We start from the raw sequence: 14288 nt of genomic DNA on the forward strand, positions 1-14288 counted from the left end.
AAGGCGGCGGGAAAGAACGGGGAAGGGGGGGACGGCTATCGCGAGTCCGCGACGGCCGGCGCGAGGACGGGCGCGGCGCTCACCGCGCTCTCGGCTCGCTCGACGGTGTCGGTGCCGTAGACCGCCGCGACGCCCGCCCGGGCCAGCTTCGCCCGGGCGTTCGCGGCGAGCATCGGATGGACGCAGGTGGCGTAGACGCGGGCGACGCGCTCGGCGTGCAGGTGTTCGATCGCCCCGGCCATCGTCGAGCCGGTGGCGATGATGTCGTCCACCACGACGACGTCGCGCCCCGCGACGTCCGTCTCGCTCGGCGTGAGCGTCACCTCGCCGGTGTCGTAGTCGCGCACCTTCTCGAAGTAGTCCACGCCGCCCGCCCCGTGGGCGTCCCGGACCGTCTCCGCGAGGGGGGTGGCGCTCTCGTCGGGGGCGAGAAAGAGCGGTTCGTCGAGGTCGGCGGGGAGCGGGTCGGCGAGCAGCGGCGAGGCGTCCACCGACTCCGTCGGAACGTCGAAGAAGTCACAGACCGCCTCCTCGTGGGGCGTGACGGTGACGACGCGGTCGGTGGTCGTGGAGATGGCCCGCGCCATCGCGCGCGCGGAGACGGGGTCGCCCTCCCTGAACGCCCGGTCCTGCCGGGCGTAGCCGAGGTACGGGACGACCGTCGTGACCCGCTCGAAGTGCTGACGGGCGACGTCCTGGAGCTGCAGGAGTTGAACGTGGGCGTCGCTGTCGACGGTGGAGGCGACGACGATCGCGTGCTCGCCGCTCGCCGGCGCGCGGACGATGAGTTCGCCGTCGGGGAACCGGTCGTACTCGACGGGTCCCACCTCCGCGTCGAGTTCGGCGGCGAGCGACGCCGCGAGCGACTGCGACGCCGATCCGGGCAGTATCATGTGCGCCTCTCGACGGCGCGTGGTAAAACGCGTTTTCGTTGCCGCTCGTGGCTACAGCACCGCGAGCCCGCGGACGTCGCGCACGCCGAGCGACCGGGCGCGCCAGCCGTCCTCCCCCGCCACGAGGAACGTCCCCTCGCCGCTGACGAGGTAGGTCGACTCGCCGTACCCGATCCCGGCGACGGGTTCGGCGACGGGCAGGGGGACCTCGGTCCACTCCCCGTCGACCCGTTCCCGTTCGTAGAGCGCGTCGGACGCGGCGGCGTGGGCGCGCTCGCCGTCGCACGCGACGACCCGGAAGTCGCCGTCCAGCGCGTCCATCCAGCCGTTTCCGAGCTTGTACAGGCCATCCGCGGTCGCGGCGAGGGGAACGCCGACCGTCGAGACGTCTCGAACGTCCGCGAGGCCGACGCGCGTCCCGTCGAGGCGGAACACGCCCCCCTCGGCCGCGAGGAGGTCGCCGTCGATCGCGCGCACGTCCTCGACCGCGGAGAGCGTCGTCCACCCGTCGTCCGCGAGCCGCGCGACCCGACCCGATCCGGCGGCGACGAGCGCCCCCTCCGGGTCGAAGCCGACGGCGCTCGCGGGGCCGAACCCCGTCTCCTCGCCGTCACCGATCAACACGTCTCCCTCGGCGGCGACGGCGAGCGCCCCGTCGCGCGCGGCGACCGACGCGACCGCCCCGCGGCGTTCGAGGCCGAAGCCGCCGACGAGGTCGCCCGACACGTCCACGCGCACGAGCCCCGCCCCCGCGGCGACGAACGCGACCGTCCGGCCCGCCTTCGCGCCGTAGACGCGCTTCTCGTCGATGCTGATGTCCTCGTCCATGGCGGGATGCGGCGGGCCAGCGCCGAAAGCGTGTCGCCACGGTCGTCCGGATCAGCACGCACGATCGTCGCCGAGGCCCCGTTCGCCGACCGCCTCGATCGCGTGGCACCTTCCCGTCGCCGCCGAAGAAGTTCCCCATCCGCGACTGGCCCCGTGGCGTCCCGCATCCGAACAACGACGTGAGCGCTTGCAGTTCGTTGAACCGGTTATCAGGGTACTTCACGTTCGCTGTTCGTTCCGAGTCGAACGCGCCGAAAATCGTCTCTTCAGCGAGTCGAATGTTCTCCCGGATTCGATCGTCCGTGAACTCGCCGACGTGGCGCTCTCGAAGGTCCGAATCGCTCCCCCAACGTTGGGGGAGCCGGAGATCGAGGGCGCCCTCGTTCTCATACGTGTCGACGAGTCGTTCCTCAGTGAGAGGATAGTTCGTTTCCCGGCGTCGGAGAGCTCCTCGTCTCACGCGTGAGTGTTTGCCGCGTCGGGACCGTGTTGTACTTCACGAGCTTCGATGAGCCGAAGCCAAGACGGATGACACGTCCTTCACTCGTCGTAAAGGACCTTGACGAGTTGGAACACCCGATCGACGTGGACTGCCACGAGCGGACTGCACAGTTCCAGGGAATAGAAGCGGTTACGCGAACCGGAGGCTGTCCCAATATTTCACAATACAAACCTCATTCGTGAAACTACTGGACGGAAGCGGTCGCCAATGCTCACTTGAATTGAAATCATCCCGCGCTCTTCGCCAGGATACAATAGATATGCTTCGTCCGTTCAGGCGGTGATATCGTAGCCAGCGTCGTGGACGGCCCGGCGGACGTCGTCTTCTGTGTCCTCGTCGGCGGTGATTTCGACGGTCCCGGTTTCGTGGTCGGCGTTGACCCGTCGGACGCCTTCGACGCGCTTGGCCGCGTTCGTGACACGCTCCTCACACCCGTTGCAAGACATGCCCTCGACCGTGAATCCGTACTGTTCCATGTCCACGCGTAGACGAGCGATCCGTTTAACTGTTATGGGTATTTTCGTAGTAGCGCCATGTCGATGATAGCGGTTGCAGGTAGAGGGCTTTATTTCGCGTTCAGCAGCGACACGTCAACCAGCGCGGACGGTCTTCGTTCACTCCACTCATACGGTCAGGGCACACGGATTCCGTACGCCCTCGCTCCGTTGGTGTCCGGGACGCTCTGCGATGATTGGGGTCGGAAATCAACTTCCCCGGCCTGAAGGCCGGCGTTTGTCGGTGAACTCCCGGTCTGGCCTACGATGAGGCGGGCGTGAAATCGCCGCTCCCGTTCAGCGTTCCCGACTTCAGGGTGAGTTGATTGGCCGCCCCTCCGACCGGAGACTTCTGCCCCGACCGGAGTAGTTTCGTTGCAACGTTCTTCGCCGCGTTGTAGTCGGCGTGAACCTCGTAGCCACACTTCAGACAGCAAAAGTCCGCTTGTGACGTTCGGTTCTCGCGAAGTGTCGTCCCGCACTTCGAGCAGCGTTGTGACGTGTACGCCGGATCGACCTGCTTGGTTCGGATACCGAACTCGGCGGCTTTGTACTCAACGTACTCGTAGAGTCGCCTGAACGCCCATCCGTGGAACTTCTTCGCGCCGGGCATCCGGTCCCGAATGTCGGTCAAGTCCTCAAAGGCGATCACTGAACAGTCGTTCGTGATTGCCTCTTGAACGAGGGCCTTCGATATGCGGTGTAGTACGTCGTTGTTCCAGCGCCGTTCTCGATCTCCCATCTGCTCGATGGTTCGATGTGCCGATTCCGTACCGGTTTGTTGCAGCGATCCACGGATGCGTTCGTACTCGTCTCGGCGGTGATTGAACAGCCCGCCAGAGTAGAACGTCCCCGTGCTGGTGACGGCGATATTCTCCACGCCTAAATCTACACCGAGAACCGTTCCGTTCTCGGCCTCTCCCAACTCCGTTTCCGGTTCGTCGCGTTCTACCGTGACGTGAAGGTAGTACTCGCCGCCGTCTCGTTCGTAGTGTAGTGTCGCACCTTTCGGTTCCCACTCGTCTCCGTTGAGATACTGCCGTTGCGGACAGTCCTCGTCCGGCGGATACACGAACTCGGCACGAACACGACCGCCATAGGCCGCGAGCGTGCAGTATCCCGGCTCGTCTCCGTCTGTGAAGTACGACACCGCGTTGGTGTTGTACGTCGCTGTCGGGGCGGTGAACGTTGGCTTGCCGGCTCGTTTGCCGGCCTTCATACGTTCGACCGCGCTCCGAAGACTTTCGGATGCGAGATTGACCGCACCGATGCACAGATCCGAGTGCAACTCCGTGTCCTCTCGGATCTGTTTGTAGGCGAGCGACTGAAGGCGCGTTCTGGATGTGATAACGTAGCCGTCCGCGTCACGCTCCCATCCCCGATCCGCGAACCGTTGGGCGACCTCCCGGAACGTTAACATCGTCCGTTTGAGATCGTCCCGCCGGTCGTCGGGGACGGCGAGCTTGACGCGGGCGGTACGTTTCAATGCTACATACCACATGTGGTATTAAACTATCATAAATATTTGGGGGTTGGCCGGCTTACGTCCGGCGGTTTGGTGGTGTCTTGTCGCATTCCCGCCCGGCCTAAAGGCCGGGACTCCCTGCTTGAATCAGGTGGCGAGCCGGAAGAGTGCGACTGGCCGATTAATCGAGCAGGTCGTCGAGATCGCCGTCCTCGCTCAGCTCGGTCAGCGAGCGATTGAGCAGCTCGCGAAGGATGAACTCCTCGTAGTGCTGGGTCGAACAGTACTCACAGGGCTTCAGCTCCTCTGCCACCGTCCGGATTTCGTCGCCGTGTTCAGCGAATAGCGTCTCGATGAACGCCCGAAGTGCGTCGCGGGTCGCTTCAGAGGCCCCGGCAAGCGACTCCTCCGCGCTCTCCGGCAGGTCATAGAAGAAGACACGAGTGTTCGACCGGTAGTATTTAAGCGTCCCGCCGCCCGCCTCCTCGAGCCGAGTGAGTTCGACCATCCCCGCGTCCTTCAGGATGTTCACGTGGTGGCGGACGGTCGTCTCGGCCTTCTCGTCGCCACGGCGCTCGAGTTCGGCGTGGATCTGCTCGATCGTCATCTCCTCGTCCGCCAGCATATCGAGGATCTTCGCACGGATGTCATTTTCCAGCGCTCGCGCCTTCTCTGGATCGGTGGTGATGACGTTCTCGATGTTCACGTCGGCCGTAAATAGGCTCATTGGGCAGTTCTACAGCTCCTATAATCTTAAGACTACTGGGAGATGGGCTGTACTGGTACAGAGTGAAATAGCGCGGCTGGACCGGCGCCAACCACATTCAACCCCGTCAAACCGATACAATTATTGTCGTAATACTTAAGGACGTTCTGGCGCTCTCTCCTAGAGAGGATGACCAGGACGGTGCAATTCAACGTGGGCGGGATGTCGTGTTCGTTCTGCGCCGAGAGCATCCGGAAGGCGTATGATCGGACCGCCGGCGTCAGCAAGGTCAACGTCAGCCTCGCCCACGAAGAAGTCCTCGTCGAGTACGAGGAGGATGAAGTCGAGGAGGTCGAATTGAAGGACACCCTCCGGGAACTCGGCTACACGATCCGCGACCCAGATAAGGTCAAACAGTTCGAACAACAGCAAGAGGAACTCGAGGAGGGGAAGCGCGAACTCATCATCAGCGGGGCCGCCGCGATCATCACCGCGGCACTGATGGGATTCATGATCTTCGTACGGGGGACGTTCGAGTCACAGTCGCCCTTGATGGATCTCACGGTGATGACGCTCGCGCTGGTGACGATGTTCTGGCCGGGCTTCTACATCCTGAAGAAGGCGTACTACAGTCTTCGTCGCGGTATCTTCAACCAGCACGTCCTGCTCGAAGCCGGTGCGTTCGGCGGGCTGGCCGGCGGATTCCTCGGCCTGTTCGTCTACCCCGAGTTTCCGACGGTCCACTTCTTCGCGGTCTCCGTCTTCATCACCACCTACCACATCCTCTCCGGCTACACGAGCCTGATCGTCCGGACGCGCGCCTCGCGGTCAGTGCAGGATCTCCTCGATCTCCAACCCGATACGGCACGGCGCGTGCATGAAGACGGCGAGGTTGAGGAGGTCGAAGTCAGCGAAATCGAGGTTGGCGATCACGTCCGAGTGAAACCGGGCGAGAAGATCCCCGTCGACGGCGAGGTCATCGAGGGCGAGAGTGCCGTCGACCAGAGCGTCGCGACCGGTGAGTCCGTCCCCGAGGAAAAGCAAGTCGGTGACGAGGTGATCGGCGGCAGCGTCAACGAGACCGGGACGTTGCTCATCGAAGTCACGGCAACAGGCGACGACGCGTTCCTCCAACAGGTCGCCCACCAGATCGAGGAGGCACGCGCGATGAAACCGGGCGTCCTCCAACTCGCCGACCGGGTGCTCAAATACTTCGTTCCCGGCGTGCTGGCGGCGGCTGCCATCGCGTTCGTCTTCTGGACGGTCGGCCCGCTGCTCATCGGCGGTGATCCGAATATCCAGCGTGGAGCGTTCGCCGCGCTCGCGGCCCTCGTGCTCGGCTATCCGTGCGCGCTCGGGATGGCGACGCCGCTCGCGCTCATCCGCGGCGGCGGGAGGGCCGCCGACCGCGGCATCCTCATGCGCTCGGGTGACGCCTTCCAGATCTTCCAGGACGTCGAAGTGATCGTCCTCGACAAAACTGGAACGATCACCGAGGGCGAGCCCGCCGTCGACGAGGTCGTCAGCCTCGGCGAAACGGACGAGACGGTGCTCCGCGTCGCGGCCGCGGCGGAGGCGTTCAGCGAACACCCGCTTGCGAAGGCGATTCTCGACCACGCAGAGGACCGGGGCGTGAGCGCCCCGGACTCCTCGGAGTTCGAGAGCGTCACCGGCAAAGGAGTCCGGGCGACTGTCGAGAATCAGGAGGTCCTAGTCGGCAAACCCGGGTGGCTCGCCGAGGAAGGCATCGACATCGGTGCCGGCCAGGAGGAGATCAAGCGGCTCCAGAACCGGGGTAACACCGTCTCCGGCGTGACTGTCGACGGGCGACTCCTGGGACTGGTCGCGATCGGAGATACGGTCAAGGCGGATGCCGCCGGGACGATCGAGCGAATGAAATCGGCGGGGATCACGCCCGTGATGATCACCGGCGACAATCAGCGCACCGCTTCGGCGGTCGCCGAAGCGGTCGGCATCGAGCGCGTGATGGCAGGGGTGCTCCCAAATGACAAGACGCGCGAAATTCGCGATATCCAGGCCGAGGACGTCCGGGTGGCGATGGTCGGCGACGGGATCAACGACGCGCCCGCGCTCACCCAGGCGGACATCGGGATTGCGATCGGTGCCGGCACTGACGTCGCGATCGAGTCGGCGGACATCGTCCTGATGGGTGACCGGCTCGGCGGCGTGATGGACGCCTACGAGATCGGCAAGAACAGCTACGCGAAGACGAAGCAGAACCTCATAATCGCGTTCGGCTTCAACGGCGTCGGCGTCCCGGCGGCGATGACCGGGCTGGTCCACCCCGTCTTCGCGATGCTCGCCATGCTCGCGAGCGTCACGCTCGTGCTCGCGAACAGCTTCGGCGGCCAGCTCGTAAGCGGGGAAGGTATCAACCTCGACTTCTCCACTGAGGGTGAAGCGCCGGACGAAGGGAAAGATGACGTACACGGGGAAGCGGAAGCGGAATACGAGGACGAAGAGATGTCCGCCGAAGTGGCCGCGACGGACCAAGCTCAGCGTGAGGAAATCGACCCGAGGCTCGAAGAGCCGGGAGACGAGACCGGCTAATCAAGGCCTGTAGTGACGTCCACCGACAAAACCGTCCGAAAAACAGGCGCGAACAACCATTCACAGAGATCCACCCTCGGAACCAGGGAGGTTCGACGATCGACGTTCTATATATCCATATGAGGTGTACGGATTCTTCGCAATCCCTTTGACAGACCCCGATCCACACACACACGATGAAGATCTTTGGCTCCAGCGGCGTTCGGGGCGTCGCGAACGAGGAGCTGACGCCCGCCTTCGTCGGGCGCGTTGCGATGGCGGCAGGGTCGGTGTTCGCGTCGCGGGAGGGACCGACGCGCGTCGCGCTCGGACGGGACACCCGGGCGACCGGGGAGATGTTCGCGGACGGCGCGGCCGCCGGACTCGCGAGCGTCGGCTGCGACGTGGACCGGGTCGGGGTCCTGCCGACGCCCGCGCTCCAGGCGTACGCCGCCCGCGAGGGCGTCCCCGCCCTGATGATCACGGCGAGCCACAACCCGCCGCAGTACAACGGCGTGAAGCTCGTCGGCCGCGACGGGGTGGAACTGGCCCGCGACGCCCTGGAACGCGTCGAGGACCGCCTGCTCGCCGAACGCTTCGCCACCGTCTCCTGGGACGCGACGGGGGTGACCCGGCGGATCGAGGGAGCGAAGCGCGCGTACGTCGGCGAGGTGCTCGCGGCGGTGGACCGCGACCGCATTGCCGAAGCGGGACTGATCGTCGCGCTCGATCCCGGCCACGGCGCTGGCGCGCTCACCAGCCCGACGCTGTTCGAGGCGTTGGGCTGCCACGTCGTCACCGTCAACAGCCAGCCCGACGGGCGCTTCCCCGGGCGCGATCCGGAACCGATCGCGGAGAACCTCGCCGACCTGCGCCGGCTCGTGCGCGCGAGCGACGCCGACGTCGGCATCGCCCACGACGGTGACGCCGATCGCGCGATCTTCGTCGACGAGACCGGCGAACACGTCGAGGGCGACGCCGCGCTCGCCGCGCTGGCGGCCGCCGAACTCGCCGACGGGGACACGACGGTCTCCGCGGTCAACGTCTCTCAGCGGCTGGTGGACGTGGCCAACGAGGTCGGTGCCGACCTCGAACTCACGCCGATCGGGAGCACCAACATCATCACGCGCATCCGGGCGCTCGAGCAGGCGGACGTCACCGTCCCCGTCGCGGGCGAGGGCAACGGCGGCGTGCTCTTCCCCGATTTCCGTCTCGGTCGGGACGGCGCGTACACCGCCGCGCGCTTCTGCGAACTGCTCGCCGACCGACGCGCGAGCGAGATCGCCGCCGCCCACAGCGGCTACTACAACGTGCGCGTCAACGTCGAGTACGAGGACGACGGCGAGCGCGAGGCGCTCCTCGGCGCTGCCGAGGCCGCCGCCCGGGAGAGCGACGCCGAACTCGACGTCACGGACGGCCACCGACTCGACTACGGCGACGCGTGGGTGCTCGTCCGCCCCAGCGGCACCGAACCCGTCGTCCGCATCTACGCCGAGGCGCGCACGCCCGAGCGCGCGAACGAACTCGCGCGCGACATGCACGACGTTCTGCTGGCCGCCGCGTAGTCGGCATCGGTCAGCGACGGACCGGAAGCAGCGCCGCCGCGACGTCGATAAACCCCATTCCGCAATAGGAAATGAAACCGGTCGTACCGTGACCGCCCGACGGATCGGCGGCGACTACGCTGACGACGGATCTCGAACGTCCGATCGGCCGGACGGGTGACCGCGTACCGACAAAACCACACGACGAAGCGGGCCCGGTTAAGTACTTACGCCCAACCCTTATACACCGCCCCGCGGAAGAGTACGTGTCGGTAACCGGTCCTCGCGGCGGTGCGGGACACACGCATCGCCGCCGGGCGGCCGTACAGTGACCCTGGGTCCCCGCGCACCTCAGCTTCGAGGTCCCCGGGCCGCACGACTCCGAACCGCATCCCCCGGTCATTGACTCACCTCCGGTCGGATGTTCCACGATCGGTTCGGATCGCCGACGTACCTTATCTCGCGCGCCGAGCGGTAGCTCCCACTCGGCGTCAGGCGGGCGGGGCGAGTTCGTCGAGCGGCGGGTGCTCCGCCAGCGCGTCGGCGAGGCGGTCGCGCTCGGCGCGCGCCTCGGCGAGCGTCGCCGCGACGTCCGTCGTCTCGAGGCGGCGGCGCTCCTGTGCGGTGAGTTCCGCCCGCGCGACGGCGCTCTCGCGGAGCCGGGCGTAGTCGTCCAGTCGCGCGAGTTCGCGGACGGCGCGCAGGCGCGCGACCGTCCCCTCGTCGGCGAACCGCGCGACCACCGGGAGCAGTTCCCGCGTTCGCCAGCGAAGCGAGCGAGCGGCCGGCGGCGGCCAGCCGACGGTCAGCGGCGTCGCGTCGAGGCGCGCGAGGTACGTGCGGTTGGTCGCGACCGCCGCCTTCAACTCCCGCGGCGCCTCGACGTAGTGATCGAGCTTCGACGGCGAGTAGTCGGCGTACGAGAGGAGCGTCGAGATCGGTTCCTCGCCCACGGGATGGTTCGCGACGAACTCGCGGAGTCGCTCCGGCGGGCGCTCGAACCCCACGAGGGGGTAGGCCGCCGTCGTCTCGACGAACGCGAGCACCTCGCGGGCGTTCGATTCGGCGACGAACCGCTCGAACGCCGCCCGGACCGACTCGTCGTACGCCTCGATCGGGTCGCGGAGGCGCTCTACCGGCGCGTCGGGGTCGGCCGCGCCCAGCCGCTGGAGCCGTTCGAGGTCGGCGATTCGCTCCTCGACCTCGCGCTTCCGGCGGAGCGTGCTCCGCCGGGCCTCGCGGTACCGCTCGCGCGCCGCCCGCCACTCCTCGTGGAGATCGGCGTGCTCGGCGGCGGGCGCGAGCGCGTCGCGGGCGCGATCGAAGTCCCTCCCCGAGAGCGTCCGCTTCCGTAACGCGTCGTCCGCCGCGTCGAACGCCTCGCGGGCGGGGAGGTCGTCCGGCAGCGAGTCGAACCGTTCGGCGACGGCCTCCTGAAACCGGACGTACTTCTGGAACTCCCCGTAGCCGGTCGCGTCCTCCTCGTGTCGGTCCAGGATCCCGATGAGGTCGCGGTACGCGTCGGTGACGGCGTCGAGGCGGTCGGGTCCCACGTCGGCGACGCGGACCCTGACGGCCGCCAGCGACTCCGCGGCCGCCGTCAGCTCCTCGACGGCGTCACCCATACACCTCGTCGGGGTCGAAGACGCGCTCTCCGACCTCCTCGCCGTCGATCGTGCGATAGAAACAGCTCTCGTGGCCGGTGTGACACGCCCCGCCCTCCTGGCGGACGAGGTAGAGCAGCGCGTCGGCGTCGCAGTCCACGCGCACCTCCTCGACGCGCTGGACGTTGCCACTCGTCGCGCCCTTCTCCCACAGCTCGTCGCGGCTGCGCGAGTAGTAGTGCGCGCGGCCCGTCTCGCGGGTGCGCTCGACCGCCCCGGGGGAGACGTAGGCGAGCATCAACACCTCCCCCGTCTCGGCGTCCTGCGCGACGGTCGGCAGCAGGTCGTCCGGCCCCTCGAACGCGAGGTCAACGCTCATGGACGAACCGAGGAACGACGCGCGAATAGGTCTTTTGACGAACTGTCAGTCGGTATCGGTGATCCCCTCCGATTCGTCGGCGGTTCGGACCATCGGCGGCGCTCGTCGATCGCCTCGCTCGGAACCGGCCGCACCTCGGACGGGGCCACATCTCCGACCGGAACGATGCACTGCCGACGCACGAGCGGCCAGCCCGCGCGTGCGAAGACCGCTCACACTACCCCGGCCGCGGCTAAGGCGAGAAAGAGTAAATCGCCGAGGACGAGGCCGACGATCAACCCGACGAACATCGGGACGAGAAACGGCAGGCCGGGTGTGACCCACACCTCATCCGCCTCGACGAGCGCGTCGAGACCGGCGCGGAGGCGGTCGGGCGTCGTCCCGTAGGCGTCGCCCTCGATGCTCGCGAGGAACGCCGCGGCTCCCCACGGGTCGCTCCCGGCGCGTCCGGCCGGTGAGTCGGGAGAGGCGTTCACCGAGGGCGAGGAGCGCGACCCCCCGTCCGCCGCGCTCGCGGCGGTCGGCGGCTCCTCGAAGTCGGCGAGCGACCCGTCGCCGGGGTCGTTCGGCGTTCCGGGGAGGCTCCCCGGGTCGCGGTGTGTCTCGGGATCGGCGCGGACGGCCGCGAGCGACGTCCCGCGCCAGCGCAGGTACATGCGGAGCGCGTCGAGGTCGAGACCGTTCCGACTGACTCCCGAGGTCGTCCGGAGCAGGCGGCCGTACTCGCGCTCGACCGCGTCGCTGGCCACCGGCTTGCCGACGAGCGCGAGCGGCGAGACGCACCCGTCTGCGAGGTTCCGGACCGCGAGCGCGATCGGGTAGGCGAGGGCGACGAGCACCGCGTTCGTGAGCACCGATAGCGAGAACGCGCCGACCGCGCTTCGGACGAGCGGGAGGGCAATACCGCCGACGTAGTAGGTCGGGTACGTGGGAAAGAGCACCGCGAGCGTCACCAGCGCCTTGGCGTCCGCGCCGCCGAACCCGCCGATCCGCCAGAAGAGGTAGCCGAGGGGCGCGACGATCCCCAGGCTCACCGCGGCCCGGAGCAGGAACAGCCGTCGCGCGAACGCCGACGCGTCGAGGACGACGAGGGCGTCCCAGGCGAGCGCGACGGCACCCAGGAGCAGCAACGGCGGCCACGTCCGGTTCGACACCCGCCGGGTCCGGATGTCCCGGTAGGCGGCCCACGCGAACGCGGGAACGGCGAGCAGTCGCAGCAGGTCGGCGACGCCCCCGGGGAGTGCCGCCGCGTCGAGCGGGGGAACCACACCGCGACTGGTGGCCCGATCGGATTAAACGTTGAGGACGACTCGAACGTCGAGTCTCACTCCAGGAGCTGTTCGAGCTGCGTCCGTCGACGGTCGAGGTCCATCCGGGGCTGGATCGACCCCTGTCGGGCGAGTCGGTCGACGATCAACAGCGGGTCGTACCCCGCCTCCTCGACGCGAGAGAAGAGCGCCTCGATGCGCGCGCGGTGCAGGGCGAGCGAGTCGAGCAGCGAGACGCCGACGGCCATGGCGACGCCCGCCTCGCCCTCGGGGAACTCCTCGCTCACCCGGGAGAAGTCGGGGACGTCCACGGGCGGCCGCACCTCGAAGAGCCCGAGACAGCGGGTGCACAGCGCGACCGCCTCGGCGTCGTACGGAACGTGCGCTGCGAGGTCCTCGGGCACGGCGAAGGCCACCAGCGGCGCGTCACAGTCGGGACAGGTCATACCCGGAGGTGAGGGGCGGGGGTACAAAAGCGCACAGAAGGCGACGCGAGCCGACGGCGCGTCGCGGGGCTAGGGCCAGTCAGTCGTCCGCGGCGACGGGCTCGCGGGTCTCCTCCTCGATCTCCTCGCGGACGGGGGAGGCCTCCTCGGCCTCCTTCTTCGCCTTGATCTTCTTCAGGCGGAAGATCTCCTCGCGCTCCTGCTCCTCCAGCTTCTGCTCGATGTAATCCTGGCTCTCGTAGAGGTCCGGCAGGAGTTTGAACTCGAGGGCGTTGACACGGCGCTTCGTCGTCTCGATCTCCTCGAGCATCTTCTTCATCGCCGTCTCGACCTCGGCCGCGAGGATGACCTGCTCCAGCAGTTCCTCGTAGGCCTCGGCGGCCTCGTCGATGCGCGCGCTCGTGCCGACGACGCCGTAGCCGCGCTCGTCGAGACTCTTTCGTACCTTCGAGGACTCGATCTGCGGGACGACCACGCCCATGATGTTCTTCGACTGGGTGGTGATCTCGGGGTGCTCCTTCAGCGCGGCGGCGGCCCCGCGCACGGCGATGTCGCCGTCCATCGCGCGCGCCATGTTGATCTTCCGCTGGGCGGTGTCGTACGCGACGTTCAGGTCCGAGCGGACGTCCTGGGCCTGGTCCAGGATGTCCATGAACTCCATGATCAGCCCGTCGCGCTTCTTCTCCAGGGTGTCGTGACCGCGCTCGGAGAGGTCGATGCGGTCCTCGATCGCCATGAGGTTCTTGCGCGTCGGCTTGACGTCTGTGGCCATGTTGGGCTAGCTTCCCGTCCGCCGAACTTACGCCTTTCCACTCTCCGTGGCACAGTCGCGCGCGAATCGCGAACGAGGAGGTTTACGAATTCGGCACGGTCTGGTGTAGCACCTCGGCTGGCGTCCGATCGTCGAGCGCTTGATGCGGCCGCAGTCGGTCGTAGAATGTACGAACTGTTCGATCCAGTTGCGGACGCTCTGCCGACTTCCCACCCACGAGTTGTGGAAGCGGTCGACCCGCACCTTCAACGTGTGAAACCGCTTTTCAAGCAGGTTTCGGTCAGTAGAGTCGACCGCTCAGCCCTACCCGAGCGAGGGCAGTCTGGTAGCCGAATTGATCGACGAGCAACGCAGCCGCCAGAGAGAGCGTATTGCTCGGTGAGCCGATGGAGGAACGCAGTCGCCCACCGCTACGAGACCGGGCGCGAGCAGGGCCGATGGTTAACCTAAACCGAGGCCGCGGAGACTGCGGATGTTTCTGCGGTGACTGTTCGAACACACCGAGACGCGCTCGAGGAACTCGCTGTCTAGACCAGCCATACAGGGAGCGAGGGAGTTCCACCCTCCCAGTGGACCGCTGCCAACGCCGTGGGTAACGGCTGACCAGACGAAATGCCGGTTCCGTCCCACCATCCCTCGGTGACAAATCCACCAGTACGGACGAGACGGCGGACGCGACGCTCCTCGGTATCGTCCATCTGGTCGTCGAGTCGACTACGTTCTACGGCTCCGTCGTGAAGGGCGAGGGCGTCGCGAACCTCCTCGCCTCGAACATAAGCATAGATAATCACCTGAATAGCTAAACAACCGTCGCTACATCCGGTACTCGATCACGGG

Annotated in this window: 13 protein-coding genes and 2 pseudogenes; 4 read left to right on the top strand and 11 right to left on the bottom strand. The window is 66.9% G+C overall.

Annotation, left to right across the window (positions count from 1 at the left end; genetic code table 11):
• Positions 1–35 precede the first annotated feature (35 nt).
• Together prs and P1K31_RS10215 are read right to left on the bottom strand one after the other, a co-directional pair.
• Positions 36–893 (bottom strand): ribose-phosphate diphosphokinase, encoded by an 858-nt coding sequence (prs, locus tag P1K31_RS10210; RefSeq protein WP_276303224.1) that lies wholly within the window; start codon positions 891–893, stop codon positions 36–38.
• 51 nt (positions 894–944) lie between these two features.
• Positions 945–1721 (bottom strand): HVO_0234 family beta-propeller protein, encoded by a 777-nt coding sequence (locus P1K31_RS10215; protein ID WP_276303225.1) that lies wholly within the window; start codon positions 1719–1721, stop codon positions 945–947.
• 187 nt (positions 1722–1908) lie between these two features.
• Between P1K31_RS10215 and P1K31_RS10220 the strand changes: the two genes are divergently transcribed.
• The gene (locus P1K31_RS10220; protein ID WP_276303226.1) at positions 1909–2187 is read left to right on the top strand and encodes a hypothetical protein; all 279 of its coding nucleotides are present in this window, start codon (positions 1909–1911) and stop codon (positions 2185–2187) included.
• A 308-nt stretch (positions 2188–2495) separates the two neighbouring features.
• On the opposite strand, the gene P1K31_RS10225 is transcribed toward P1K31_RS10220, so the two are convergent.
• From P1K31_RS10225 to P1K31_RS10235, 3 genes are all read right to left on the bottom strand, one after another.
• Complete coding sequence (locus P1K31_RS10225) at positions 2496–2699, bottom strand: heavy-metal-associated domain-containing protein (protein WP_276303227.1); 204 nt, start codon at positions 2697–2699, stop codon at positions 2496–2498.
• Between the two features lie 280 nt (positions 2700–2979).
• Positions 2980–4203, bottom strand: a complete 1224-nt coding sequence (locus tag P1K31_RS10230; protein WP_276303228.1) for an RNA-guided endonuclease InsQ/TnpB family protein — start codon at positions 4201–4203, stop codon at positions 2980–2982.
• A 160-nt stretch (positions 4204–4363) separates the two neighbouring features.
• Positions 4364–4909: an ArsR/SmtB family transcription factor gene (locus tag P1K31_RS10235; protein WP_276303229.1), complete on the bottom strand. Its 546-nt coding sequence runs from the start codon at positions 4907–4909 to the stop codon at positions 4364–4366.
• A 168-nt stretch (positions 4910–5077) separates the two neighbouring features.
• On the opposite strand from P1K31_RS10235, the gene P1K31_RS10240 reads away from it, so the two are divergent.
• Both P1K31_RS10240 and glmM read left to right on the top strand, forming a co-directional pair.
• On the top strand, positions 5078–7459 hold the full coding sequence (locus tag P1K31_RS10240) for a heavy metal translocating P-type ATPase (RefSeq protein WP_276303230.1): 2382 nt from the start codon (positions 5078–5080) through the stop codon (positions 7457–7459).
• Between the two features lie 176 nt (positions 7460–7635).
• Complete coding sequence (gene glmM, locus P1K31_RS10245) at positions 7636–9003, top strand: phosphoglucosamine mutase (RefSeq protein WP_276303231.1); 1368 nt, start codon at positions 7636–7638, stop codon at positions 9001–9003.
• Between the two features lie 470 nt (positions 9004–9473).
• Here glmM and P1K31_RS10250 read toward each other — a convergent pair whose 3' ends face one another.
• The 6 genes and pseudogenes from P1K31_RS10250 to P1K31_RS10275 form a co-directional block, all read right to left on the bottom strand.
• Positions 9474–10607: a DUF7118 family protein gene (locus P1K31_RS10250; RefSeq protein ID WP_276303232.1), complete on the bottom strand. Its 1134-nt coding sequence runs from the start codon at positions 10605–10607 to the stop codon at positions 9474–9476.
• Positions 10600–10965 carry a phosphoribosyl-AMP cyclohydrolase gene (hisI, locus tag P1K31_RS10255; RefSeq protein ID WP_276303233.1) on the bottom strand — a complete coding sequence of 122 codons (366 nt, stop codon included), beginning with the start codon at positions 10963–10965 and terminating at the stop codon, positions 10600–10602. Before hisI ends, P1K31_RS10250 begins: the two co-directional genes overlap by 8 nt.
• A 212-nt stretch (positions 10966–11177) precedes the next feature.
• Positions 11178–12233, bottom strand: coding sequence for an A24 family peptidase (locus P1K31_RS10260; RefSeq protein WP_276303234.1), 1056 nt, complete (start codon positions 12231–12233; stop codon positions 11178–11180).
• Positions 12234–12289: 56 nt separating this feature from the next.
• Positions 12290–12679, bottom strand: coding sequence for a DUF6276 family protein (locus tag P1K31_RS10265; RefSeq protein ID WP_276303235.1), 390 nt, complete (start codon positions 12677–12679; stop codon positions 12290–12292).
• A 79-nt stretch (positions 12680–12758) separates the two neighbouring features.
• Complete coding sequence (locus P1K31_RS10270) at positions 12759–13451, bottom strand: V-type ATP synthase subunit D (protein WP_276303236.1); 693 nt, start codon at positions 13449–13451, stop codon at positions 12759–12761.
• An 82-nt stretch (positions 13452–13533) separates the two neighbouring features.
• Positions 13534–13855: pseudogene (locus P1K31_RS10275) on the bottom strand (integrase core domain-containing protein); the annotation flags it as partial.
• Positions 13856–14055: 200 nt separating this feature from the next.
• On the opposite strand from P1K31_RS10275, the pseudogene P1K31_RS22215 reads away from it, so the two are divergent.
• Positions 14056–14224, top strand: a pseudogene (locus P1K31_RS22215) (biosurfactant protein 1); the annotation flags it as partial.
• Positions 14225–14288 lie beyond the last annotated feature (64 nt).

The organism is Halomarina halobia (assembly GCF_029338575.1).
In the GTDB taxonomy this organism is placed as follows: Archaea; Halobacteriota; Halobacteria; order Halobacteriales; family Haloarculaceae; genus Halomarina; species Halomarina halobia.